The sequence below is a fragment of the Buttiauxella noackiae genome, from assembly GCF_000737905.1.
Lineage (GTDB): Bacteria > Pseudomonadota > Gammaproteobacteria > Enterobacterales > Enterobacteriaceae > Buttiauxella > Buttiauxella noackiae.
Genome location: NZ_JPRU01000011.1, coordinates 1 through 11083, shown reverse-complemented (window position 1 = coordinate 11083; position 11083 = coordinate 1). Strand labels below are relative to the sequence as shown.

The window sequence follows — 11083 nt, the reverse complement described above, 5'->3', positions numbered from 1 at the left end:
CCTCGATGTCGGCTCATCACATCCTGGGGCTGAAGTAGGTCCCAAGGGTATGGCTGTTCGCCATTTAAAGTGGTACGCGAGCTGGGTTTAGAACGTCGTGAGACAGTTCGGTCCCTATCTGCCGTGGGCGCTGGAGAATTGAGGGGGGCTGCTCCTAGTACGAGAGGACCGGAGTGGACGCATCACTGGTGTTCGGGTTGTCATGCCAATGGCATTGCCCGGTAGCTAAATGCGGAAAAGATAAGCGCTGAAAGCATCTAAGCGCGAAACTTGCCCCGAGATGAGTTCTCCCTGACCCTTTAAGGGTCCTGAAGGAACGTTGAAGACTACGACGTTGATAGGCTGGGTGTGTAAGCGTAGCGATACGTTGAGCTAACCAGTACTAATGAACCGTGAGGCTTAACCTTACAACACCGAAGGTGTTTTGGTTGAGAGACCAGAGATTGATTTTCAGCTTGAACCGAGATTTTAGTTGATGGTTATGTGGATAACATGACGGTCGATGAAACAGAATATGCCTGGCGGCACTAGCGCGGTGGTCCCACCTGACCCCATGCCGAACTCAGAAGTGAAACGCCGTAGCGCCGATGGTAGTGTGGGGTCTCCCCATGCGAGAGTAGGGAACTGCCAGGCTCCAAATAAGTGGAAAGCCCTGTACTGACGTACAGGGCTTTTTGCTGTCTGCGATTTATGAAATTTTCGCATTATATTTTCGAAAAGATTAGCTCGCTCACAATTTTTCACGCAACTACATTGAAACAGATAACTCTGTGTAGCATCCGCTTTATCACCTGCTTTACTGAATCTCTGGGCTTTACGCTTATTCAGGAAGACAGGAGATTAAAAAATGACAGAAGCTGCAACAACACATCAGGATAATGGAGCTCTGACAGGTTCAGATACACGCCGTCGTATTTGGGCTATTGTGGGAGCATCATCGGGGAATCTGGTTGAGTGGTTTGATTTCTATGTCTACTCATTTTGTTCTCTCTATTTTGCTCATATCTTTTTCCCTTCTGGCAATAGCACAACACAACTTCTACAAACTGCTGGCGTGTTTGCCGCAGGTTTTTTAATGCGCCCGATTGGTGGTTGGTTGTTTGGTTATATTGCCGATAAGCATGGACGTAAAAACTCGATGCTCATCTCTGTTTGTATGATGTGTTTCGGCTCTCTGGTAATAGCTTGTTTACCCGGTTATTCCACGATTGGTACATGGGCCCCCGTGCTTCTTTTATTAGCTCGTTTATTTCAAGGGTTATCGGTTGGGGGTGAATACGGTACCAGTGCGACATATATGAGTGAAGTTGCCGTTGAAGGACGGAAAGGTTTTTATGCATCTTTTCAATACGTAACGCTTATTGGAGGGCAACTGTTAGCTTTGCTTGTTGTGGTTGTGCTTCAACAAGTTCTCAGTGATGGAGAGCTTCGTGAATGGGGCTGGAGAATACCTTTTGCACTGGGGGCCATTCTTGCCGTTGTTGCCCTCTACTTACGTCGATCGCTGGATGAAACCTCAGATAAATCGACACGGGAACACAAAGACGCAGGGACTCTGAGTGGGCTTTGGAAAAACCGTCGTGCCTTTATTATGGTACTCGGGTTTACGGCCGGTGGGTCGCTAAGCTTTTATACTTTCACAACCTATATGCAGAAATATCTAGTGAATACTGCAGGTATGCATGCCAATACAGCCAGTGCATTGATGACATTTGCATTGTTCATTTTTATGTTGGTGCAGCCCTTCTTTGGTGCGTTATCAGACAAAATTGGCCGCAGAAATTCTATGCTTTGCTTTGGTGGACTTGCGACCGTGATGACAGTACCGATTCTGACTGCTTTACAACATGTGAGTTCGCCTTATGCGGCATTTGGGCTGGTCATTATCGCGATGCTAATTGTCAGCTTTTACACCTCAATAAGTGGGATTTTGAAAGCTGAAATGTTCCCACCTGAAGTTCGTGCATTAGGTGTTGGTTTGTCCTACGCAGTTGCAAATGCATTGTTCGGCGGGTCAGCCGAATATGTAGCACTTTCGCTGAAATCGATAGGTATGGAAACGGCATTTTTCTGGTATGTCTCCGGGATGGGGGCTCTCGCCTTTTTTGTGTCGTTATTGCTGCACCGTAAAGGGAAGGGAATCAAACTCTAATAGCTGGCTAATTGCCATATCGTATAGCCGGTGGCTGCACCGGCTATATCCCATGTGAAATCTTTCCAGCTCCACCCGCTTCCGGCCTGGCGGCTATCCCAAAGTTCTTTTGTGGCTCCGAGGCTTACAGAAAATAAAAAACCGAAATTCGCGCTACGGGAATCATTCCAGCCCTGGCGTTGACCATACTCATTGCCTGCAGCCGATAAGATAGCTGATGCAATAAAGTGCTGTGCTTTATCCTGGCCTGACCATTGATCTTGAGCCATATGACTGCAACCGCTAAGAAGTAACACTGAAGGGAGTAAAAGACGTAGCATTCATGATCCTCTGGCTACAAAAAAACCCTGCAAGCAGGGCTTTTCAGTATAGCGATGAACTACAAAATACGACTTATTAAACGGTCTATACGTATACGGCGCAGGCGGCGAATAAGCTTACGTACCTTAACGGGGTATTCCGCAATACTCTGTAGGTCACGATAATGTTGAACGACTGTAGTGTGCGTGCGGATCAAATCCAATTCATGGTCTCGCTGGACGGTGAGTTCCTGTTTAGGATCATGAATCAGAATTGCATTCTCCAGATCCAGCCGCCATGCTCTTGGGTTGAGGTTATTACCCGTCAGAAGCATCCACTCGTCATCGACCCACATGCCTTTCAGATGGTAGCTGTTATCGTCGTCTTTCCACAGACGAACAATCAACTGCCCGCTGTTAACGTAGTATTGTAAGCGGCTCAGGAAGCGACGAAGATTGATTTCATAAAGGTAAGGTAGGGCACCGATAATCTTAAAGGGTTGATCTTCTGGAATATAAAAATCATTTGCTGTTTTATCACCGACGATAATCTCAACCTGTTTCCCTTCACGTAAGAGCTGAATAATATTACGTACCAGCACAGCTGGCAGGTTGAAATAAGGCGTACAGATAACCAGTTTTTGCTCGGTACACGGCATTAAATGGTAGATGGTTTTATTGAGCAGGCTGGTTTTGCCCAATCCGACTAAAGGCGTAACGGCAAGCTGTTCGTTATCGGCATTGCCCTGGAAATGGAAACTGGCATCTCGTAGTTCCTGGCGGAACAGACGGATATCGTTTTTAATCTCCGGGCTTTTTGGCCTGTGTTGCTTATCCAGGCGATGAACCGCACGACCGCGCACCAGATTTTCCTGCATCCAGTTATACATAATGTCGGAAAGATGTGGGTTACAGATTACCTGATAGCGGTCATAACGATATTTATCATGTTGATGCAGATAAACGTCATTCACACTGGCACCGCTGTAAATCACGCAATCATCAACAATAAAACCTTTGAAATGCAGAACACCCAGTGCTTCACGCGTATTGACTGGCACACCGTACACTGGAATATCTACGCCGGGATATTCCTCGGTCATACGATGATACCAGTCAGCATTGGTATTGGTAGCGGCAGCTCCTATACGGCCTCGCTGTGCGCGATGCCAGTCCACCAGAACGGTCACTTCAATTTCCGGGCGTTGCTGTTTTGCCTGATAGAGTGCAGTTAACACGGCTTTACCTGCATCGTCTTGCTCAAGATACAATGCGACAATACAGATGCGGCGAGTTGCGCTCGCAATTTTTTGCAGCAGAACTTCACGGAAATCCGCTGGGGAGAAAAGGGTCTTTACATCATCAACTGACTGAGAAAGCTTCGGCAATTGGGCAAGGTGTTGTTGATGTTTATTACGTTTAAATTTAGACAACATCACAGTGCGTATCTTCTCTATTCATTGGATGGCCTTCTGCAAAATCCAGACGTCAGAACCTGCTGATAATACCACTACTAACCCGCAAAGTGAGTAAGTTTTCCAGTACCTTACTCACGAATCTATGCTTTTTATCAATGGAAGAGTCAGACTTACGATGCCATCTTCCAGTTGAATATCGACATCAAATCCTAGTTTTCGAGCTAAAAAGACCATGCCACGATTGTTCGGCATGGTAATGCCGTTTAACCTCTGGAGCCCATGCTCTCCCGTGTAGGCAATCAGTTTTTCCAGCAGCCGGCGACCCAATCCCAAACCCTTCAAATCAGAACGCACAAGAACTGCAAATTCGGCATCAATATTATCGGGGTCGGAGATGGCGCGCGTGACGCCGATGATCTCACTTTGGCCATTTTGTTGGCGGACAGCGACGAAAGCCATTTCTCGATCGTAGTCGATCTGGGTCATATTGGCTAAATCTTCATGGGTAAATTCGTTGATCTCACTGAAATAGCGATAGTAGAGATCCTCTTTGGTAACCCGCGAAATAAACTGTTGAAGTAATGGCTCATCTTCCGGAAGGATTGGGCGGAAGAGACACTTTTCACCATTCTTAAGGATGACATCTTCTTCCAGCTGGTAGGGATAGGGGCGGATTGCCAGACGAGTTTCTGCGTCGCCTTCAAATTTCTCGAGCTGCAAAGTGACATCTAACAATGTGAACTCATTACCTGAAGCCAGCAGCGGATGAATATCCAGACGACGAATTTCAGGGCAATCAACAATCAGGTTGGAAACCTGCACCAGAACCTGGCTAATGCCTGGTACATCCAGAGGGCGTAATGCGCTGCGGCCACGAATTTTCCCGCTCTTAATGGCCTGAATCACCAGATAGCGAGCCAGATTCATATTAAGTGGCGGTAATGCCACAACAGCTTGTTGATCGGGCCGCCATTCAACCCCTCCTTCACCCAGCATGATCAGTGGCCCGAAAACAGGATCGTGTTCAACAACTATTCTTAACTCCTGAGCGCCTGCACGGTTAGCCATGCTTTGTACTAACAACCCGTGAATACGAGCTTGCGGCCAGGTCATTTTAACTCGATCAATTATGGCATCAGCTGCTTGTTGAACCTCAGTGGCGGTTCTCAGGTACAACATCACACCCTGAACTTCAGATTTATGCGGGATATCAGGGGAACGTAATTTCAGAGCGACCGGATACCCAATCTGCTCGGCAATATGCACGGCTTCTGCACTGTCACCGGCAATCCAGGTTGGCAATGTATTAAGCCCATAAGCCTGCAATATAGGGCGTACTTCATGCGTATCGAGTGAAGTGGCTCCTTCGTTTAATGCATGTTGTAGCAGGTTATGAGCTTCACTGGCATTGGCTTTTAAATTGGCGGGCAGGGCAGGTGTTTCACGCAGTTGCTTCTGATTTCGACGGTATTCCACCATATGCATAAATGCGGTTACCGCGCCCTCTGGTGTGCGGTATGTAGGAATGCCTGCATCACTGAATAACCGCCTGGCTTCCTGAGAGGAAAATTCACCACACCAGTTGGTTATTAATGTGATGTATTTGCCGCGAGGATGTTTGTGGATTAAGTCGATTAACCGGGTGGCGCTTACCGTTCCGGGGGCTGCGGCACTTGGGGCATGGATGATCATCAGGGCATCGTAATCCTGGCTATCCAGTAGTATTTCTATGGCGCGCAGGTAACGTTCAGGAGTCGCATCATCGCGAAGATCCAGTGGATTGCCACTTTCAACACTGACGGGCAAAGTGCTCTTTAGCTTATTGAGGACTTCATCACTCAGCGTTGCAAGCTTACCGTTACGTAGCCATAGCTCATCGAGTGCCAGCGCCGCAGGGGCAGCGCCATTGCTGACAATCATTAAACGCTCGCCACGCAGTGGCCGCATGTGGCTCAGGGTTTCTACCGCCGAGAACAGCTCATGAGTATCCTGAACGCGTAAAAGACCTGCACGTTGAATCGCGGCGTCCCACGCGGCATCGAGCCCCAGATGGGTTTTAAGCAACTGTTGTGCTTTGGCACTGCGACCGCTTTTAATCACCAGAATCGGTTTGTTACGTGAAGCACTTCGCGCTGCTGAAACAAAACGTCGGGCATCGCTGAGGTGTTCGAGATAAAGCAAAATAGCGCTGGTTTTGGTATCGCGAGCCAGATAATCCAGTAGCTCATCGACATCAATATCCAGACTGTCACCGAGCGCGATAAACCATGAGAAGCCCATCTCACGCTGCTGAGCCCAATCCAGAATCGTGTTGGAAACCGCCGCTGATTGCGAAATAAAAGCCAGTTTGCCTTTCTGAATTGGGACGGGGGAGAAACTCGCATTAAGCCCTTGCCACGGAGCAAGCAAACCAAGGCTGTTTGGCCCCAGCAAACGCATTTGCCATTGAGTGGCACAAGCTAATAATTCAGGTAGTTGCTCAGGTGGAGCAGAGAGAATAATGCAGGCTTTACAGCCTTTTTCACCCAAGGCTTGTAGCAATTCAAGGTTGCGTTTTGAGTGGGTACAAATGACGGCAAGATCGGGCGGGAACGGAAGGCTTGCGATATCAGGCCAGGCAAGAACGCCGCAAACCGCTTTATGGCTTGGCGTTACAGGCATTACCGGGCCGTTAAAGCCTCCAGCCAGGAGATTGCGCATCATTAAGTAGCCTGCGCGATCTATTTTTGCAGAAGCCCCGATCACAGCGATTGATTTGGGACGCAGTAGCGCCTCCAGCCCACGTTGACTCATAGCTCTCTCCCCTGAGAATTAACTCAGTGAGTTTAAACGCTTTCTGTCTCTGCTGCTGTGATGCTGGACTGATGATGGGGTTTGCCTGCCAGATATCGTTCGCGAAATAGCGTGAAATGTTCTGTCAGGCCAACAGCTGCATGCTCGTCGTCTGCAAGTGCGAGCAATGCTGCTGCGACTTCTGCTGTGCAATATTGTCCGTCGGCATGAGCTTCGCGGAGCCGATAGGCAGAGACAATGCTTAAATCCACCGAAATAACCGGGAATTGATCAAGATAAGGGCTCTTGCGGAACATCTTACGCGCCTCAGTCCAGGTGCCATCAAGCATGATAAACAGCGGCGGCTTGCCAGTTTTGGGTGGTGTCGTCAGCACTTCTCGCCCAGCGTTTGCATAAGATGCCGGGAATACGACCATCGGTTGGTAATCCGGGGAGCTGACTAAATCGAGCAAAGCCTGTGGGGGTTCTGTTCGTGACCACTGGAACGCTTCGGTATCAGGTAAAATATCTGCAATGAGTCGTCCTGTATTACTCGGCTTCATTGGCTCAGTGTCGAACATAACCAGGCAGAAGCGACTCCGTGCGTTCTGTGGTTGTAATGTTTCGCACAGGCATTGTTTTAGTGGCAGCAGGCAACGCTGGCAACGGCGGATGCGGTTACCACGAGCAAGGAAAGGACGAGTTGCGCGCGCCAGGCGTTCGGCACGAAGACGTAGGACGGCGTTTTCAGTCATCAGATAAACAAGTTTAAAAACGCCATTCTAACGTAGATGAAGCATTCGGGCACAAGAAACATTCGGGCACAAGAAACGTGCCCGTGAAATTAGATGTTTTCGTTCAGCCAGCTATCAAACGGTGCTTTAGGCATTGCGCCGTTTAGCATGTCGACCATTTCACCTTTTTTGAACACCATAATGGTGGGAATGCTGCGGATGCGGAAACGCGCGCTAAGTGCCGGTTCTGCTTCTGTATTCACTTTCACAAAACGTACTTTTCCACTGCGTTCTTCTGCTACATCTTCGAAGATTGGCGCAAAGTTCACACATGGCCCACACCATGGAGCCCAAAAATCTACCACCACGGGTAAGTCATCTTGCAGCAGTTTATCCAGCGTTTCACTGGTGGCATTAATCACTTCACCATCAAATAGCTCATGGCCACAACGACCACATTTCGCACCGTCGTCAATACGCTCATCGGGGATGCGATTAATCGCCTGGCAGGCGGCACAAACGGTATTCATAGCTAACCTCTAAAGGATACGTTGTCTGAAAACAGTACAAATCATCAGTAATGTTTCTTATATGTTAAATATTATCAGCGATTAATAGAGTACCAGCCAAGTGATTTATTCGATGGATATAATAGTTATTGGCTTTTGACCAAAGTTAATGGCTAAGCCGTGCCACATCGGGTAATCTGCGCGCCACGCGCTCAGCCAGGTGGAGAGAAGAATGAACGACGAATTTAAAGGTAAAAGCGGCAAAGTCAAAGTGATGTATGTCCGCGGTGACGATGACAGCGAAAAACGCAGCCAAAACCCGCGCACAGGTAAAGGTGGTGGGCGTCCTGCAGCACCGTCACGGGGTGAGGGCCGTCGTGGTCCACGTCGCGATGATAAACCTGGAGCCGGGCGCGAGCGGAGTCGTAATGACGATCGTGACGATCGCGGTGATAATCCGTGGCGTACCGTTTCACGACCGCCAAGAGAAGAAGTAGTTGAAGCAGGTGAGCAAATGGGTGCCAATGGCAGACCAATTGTTGACCCTGAAGTGATTCGCCGCCAGCGCGCGGAAGAAACGCGAGTTTACGGTGAAAATGCTTGTCAGGCTCTGTTCCTGAGCCGTCCTGATTGCATCGTACGTGCCTGGTTTGTCCAGAGCGTAACTCCGCGTTTCAAAGAAGCACTGCGTTGGATGGCAGCAAACCGTAAAGCTTACCATGTGGTAGACGATGCTGAGTTGGTTAAAGCATCCGGTACTGAGCATCACGGTGGTGTTTGCTTCATCATCAAAAAACGTCGTGGTATCACTGTTCAAAGCTGGCTTTCTAAAGCGGGTGAAGAAGATTGTGTACTGGCCCTGGAAAACGTTGCTAACCCGCACAACCTCGGCGGTATCATGCGCAGCTGTGCACACTTCGGTGTGAAAGGTCTGCTGGTGGAAGATGCGGCAATGCTGGAGTCTGGCGCAGCTGTTCGTACTGCTGAAGGCGGCGCGGAGCATGTTGAAGCTATCAGCGGTGAGACCTTCGAAGATGGTCTGGAGCAGTTCCGTAAGGCGGGTTATGCGATTGTCACGACATCAAGCCATAAAGGGACTCCGCTTTTCAAAGCTGAGTTGCCGAAGAAAATGGTTCTGGTGTTAGGTCAGGAACGCGAAGGTGTTTCCGATGCAACATTCGAAAATGCTGATATGAGCGTGGCGATTACCGGTACTGGTAATGTTGAAAGCCTGAACGTATCAGTAGCAACCGGTGTGTTGCTGTCAGAATGGTGGCGTCAAAACAAAGCGTAATGCTTTGGTCATGATTGCTTTAAAAAGCCAGCGAAAGCTGGCTTTTTTGTCTCTTTAATCTGGCAATACAGGCGTCCAGTTAATCGCTGGCTGGTTGCGCTCAGTCAGGTACTGATTGGTTTTAGAGAAGTGGCCGCAACCCATGAATCCCCGATGCGCTGATAACGGTGAAGGGTGGGGCGCTTGTAAAACATAATGGCGCTGCCTGTCGATAATGCTGCCTTTCTTCTGCGCGTGTGAACCCCATAGTAAAAAGACGACGCCTTCACAGTGTTCGTTAATCAGCGCTATCACTTTATCCGTGAATGTTTCCCAGCCTAATTTCGCATGAGAATGCGCATTGCCTGCTTCAACAGTTAATACGGTATTGAGCAACAATACCCCCTGACGCGCCCAGCTTTCCAAATAGCCGTGGTTTGGCCGTGAAAAATCAGCAATATCGTTTTGCAACTCTTTATACATATTGGCTAGTGAAGGTGGTACTGCAATACCAGGAAGCACAGAAAACGCGAGTCCATGGGCTTGCCCTGGACCGTGGTAAGGGTCTTGCCCAAGGATCACCACTTTTACATCACCCAGCTCTGTAAATCTGAAAGCGTTGAATACATCTTTCTGCGGCGGATAAACCGTTACACCTGCTGCTCGCCGTTCTGCAACGGTTGCCAGAGTGTTTGTGAAATAGGGTTGCTGCTTCTCTTGCGCCAGCACGTCGTGCCAAGTGAGGGGAATGGCCATCTCGCTCTCCTGCGATTCTGAATGATGTTAGCTTAACCACTTCTTTCTACTAAGCAAAATGGTTGAGCATCTATAAAGGCAGGAACCTAAAAAAAGTTGAAAATTTACATAATTTTTAATTTAAGCGAGGTGAGCTAAGTTGATGTAAAACAAATAAATGATATCATAGCCACATTGCAGGCATGGTTTTAATTGATTTAAATCAAAGTTTGAAGCGACTTTGGCTAGTATAAAGATCAGTAACGCAACAATGGTTTTACCAATGAGCCAGCTTATGGCCCGAAATAGAATCACAAAATTAGCCCATAGGGAGAAATAAAATGATTACTGGTATCCAAATTACTAAAGCTGCAAATGATTCCCTCCTGAACTCAATCTGGCTGCTGGACAGCGAGAAAGGCGAAGCACGTTGTGTTTGTGCTAAAGCTGACTTTGCAGAAGACGAAGTTGTAGAAGTGAGCAAATTGGGTGAGTTCGAATATCGCGAAATCCCAGTTGAAGCAAAACCTGAAGTTCGTGTGGAAGGTGGTCAGCACCTGAATGTGAACGTTTTGCGTCGTGAGACTCTGGAAGATGCAGTTAAGCACCCAGAAAAATACCCACAGCTGACCATTCGTGTGTCTGGTTATGCGGTGCGTTTCAACTCACTGACTGCAGAACAGCAGCGTGACGTTATTGCTCGTACTTTCACTGCCAGCCTGTAATTTCTAAAGTATCTAAAAAGCCGGTGCTCATGCGCCGGCTTTTTTTATGGGTTTGGCTCAATAACTGTTATTAAACGGTTAAAAACCTGACTCAGATCGTAAAAAAACCGCCTCAATTGAACTGCACCCAAAAAGTTGGACACCCAACCGAGTAAGGTGCAGTTTTTTATGAGCAAATATTCTCTTAGCTTCAAACTTCAGGTTGTGAAGCACTATCTTTCCGGTCTGGAAGGGTACAAAGCGACAGCAAAGCGTTTTGGTATCGATCACAGTGCCGTTCGTAAGTGGTCTGCCGTCTGGAAGCTTCATGGCGAAGCCGGGCTAACCACACGACGCTTCACCTACTCTCCTGTCTTTAAAGAGTCCGTCATCCTGTATATGCGTGAGCATCGACTGTCTGTTCGCGAAGTTTGTGCAACATTCTCTATTCCTGCCTTTTCCACGGTTTGTGAGTGGGAAMGACTGT

At 48.2% G+C, this 11083-nt stretch carries 10 protein-coding genes and 2 rRNA genes; 6 read left to right on the top strand and 6 right to left on the bottom strand.

What is annotated here, in order from left to right:
* The 3 genes from IX31_RS21960 to IX31_RS21950 form a co-directional block, all read left to right on the top strand.
* Positions 1-407, top strand: a 23S ribosomal RNA gene (locus IX31_RS21960); the annotation flags it as partial.
* Between the two features lie 110 nt (positions 408-517).
* Positions 518-633, top strand: a 5S ribosomal RNA gene (gene rrf, locus IX31_RS21955).
* A 214-nt stretch (positions 634-847) separates the two neighbouring features.
* On the top strand, positions 848-2152 hold the full coding sequence (locus tag IX31_RS21950) for an MFS transporter (RefSeq protein WP_034461826.1): 1305 nt from the start codon (positions 848-850) through the stop codon (positions 2150-2152).
* On the opposite strand, the gene IX31_RS21945 is transcribed toward IX31_RS21950, so the two are convergent.
* The 5 genes from IX31_RS21945 to trxC all read right to left on the bottom strand — a co-directional run bounded on the left by IX31_RS21945 (position 2149) and on the right by trxC (position 7905).
* Positions 2149-2472 (bottom strand): YfiM family lipoprotein, encoded by a 324-nt coding sequence (locus IX31_RS21945; RefSeq protein ID WP_034461825.1) that lies wholly within the window; start codon positions 2470-2472, stop codon positions 2149-2151. The two genes, IX31_RS21950 and IX31_RS21945, sit on opposite strands and share 4 nt — an antisense overlap.
* A 59-nt stretch (positions 2473-2531) precedes the next feature.
* Positions 2532-3887 (bottom strand): CDP-diacylglycerol--serine O-phosphatidyltransferase, encoded by a 1356-nt coding sequence (gene pssA, locus IX31_RS21940; RefSeq protein ID WP_034461824.1) that lies wholly within the window; start codon positions 3885-3887, stop codon positions 2532-2534.
* Positions 3888-4001: 114 nt separating this feature from the next.
* Positions 4002-6662 carry a bifunctional acetate--CoA ligase family protein/GNAT family N-acetyltransferase gene (locus IX31_RS21935; RefSeq protein ID WP_034461821.1) on the bottom strand — a complete coding sequence of 887 codons (2661 nt, stop codon included), beginning with the start codon at positions 6660-6662 and terminating at the stop codon, positions 4002-4004.
* Positions 6663-6694: 32 nt separating this feature from the next.
* Entirely contained in the window at positions 6695-7396 is a 702-nt protein-coding gene (locus tag IX31_RS21930; protein ID WP_034461819.1) for a tRNA-uridine aminocarboxypropyltransferase, read from the bottom strand.
* Between the two features lie 89 nt (positions 7397-7485).
* Positions 7486-7905 (bottom strand): thioredoxin TrxC, encoded by a 420-nt coding sequence (trxC, locus tag IX31_RS21925; protein WP_034461817.1) that lies wholly within the window; start codon positions 7903-7905, stop codon positions 7486-7488.
* Positions 7906-8116: 211 nt separating this feature from the next.
* On the opposite strand from trxC, the gene IX31_RS21920 reads away from it, so the two are divergent.
* Complete coding sequence (locus IX31_RS21920; RefSeq protein ID WP_034461815.1) at positions 8117-9178, top strand: tRNA/rRNA methyltransferase; 1062 nt, start codon at positions 8117-8119, stop codon at positions 9176-9178.
* Between the two features lie 54 nt (positions 9179-9232).
* Here IX31_RS21920 and ung read toward each other — a convergent pair whose 3' ends face one another.
* Complete coding sequence (gene ung / locus IX31_RS21915; RefSeq protein WP_034461813.1) at positions 9233-9913, bottom strand: uracil-DNA glycosylase; 681 nt, start codon at positions 9911-9913, stop codon at positions 9233-9235.
* Between the two features lie 320 nt (positions 9914-10233).
* Between ung and grcA the strand changes: the two genes are divergently transcribed.
* Positions 10234-10617, top strand: coding sequence for an autonomous glycyl radical cofactor GrcA (grcA, locus tag IX31_RS21910; RefSeq protein ID WP_034461812.1), 384 nt, complete (start codon positions 10234-10236; stop codon positions 10615-10617).
* 168 nt (positions 10618-10785) lie between these two features.
* A partial coding sequence (locus tag IX31_RS21905; protein WP_034461811.1) for an IS3 family transposase occupies positions 10786-11083 on the top strand: 298 nt, incomplete at its 3' end.

What these genes read in the sequence shown, in the direction of transcription:
- IX31_RS21920 (WP_034461815.1), top strand. Translation starts at nt 8,117, where the DNA reads ATGAACGACGAATTTAAAGGTAAAAGCGGCAAAGTCAAAGTGATGTAT.
- IX31_RS21935 (WP_034461821.1), bottom strand. Translation starts at nt 6,662, where the DNA reads ATGAGTCAACGTGGGCTGGAGGCGCTACTGCGTCCCAAATCAATCGCT.
- grcA (WP_034461812.1), top strand. Translation starts at nt 10,234, where the DNA reads ATGATTACTGGTATCCAAATTACTAAAGCTGCAAATGATTCCCTCCTG.
- IX31_RS21950 (WP_034461826.1), top strand. Translation starts at nt 848, where the DNA reads ATGACAGAAGCTGCAACAACACATCAGGATAATGGAGCTCTGACAGGT.
- trxC (WP_034461817.1), bottom strand. Translation starts at nt 7,905, where the DNA reads ATGAATACCGTTTGTGCCGCCTGCCAGGCGATTAATCGCATCCCCGAT.
- IX31_RS21945 (WP_034461825.1), bottom strand. Translation starts at nt 2,472, where the DNA reads ATGCTACGTCTTTTACTCCCTTCAGTGTTACTTCTTAGCGGTTGCAGT.
- ung (WP_034461813.1), bottom strand. Translation starts at nt 9,913, where the DNA reads ATGGCCATTCCCCTCACTTGGCACGACGTGCTGGCGCAAGAGAAGCAG.
- pssA (WP_034461824.1), bottom strand. Translation starts at nt 3,887, where the DNA reads ATGTTGTCTAAATTTAAACGTAATAAACATCAACAACACCTTGCCCAA.
- IX31_RS21930 (WP_034461819.1), bottom strand. Translation starts at nt 7,396, where the DNA reads ATGACTGAAAACGCCGTCCTACGTCTTCGTGCCGAACGCCTGGCGCGC.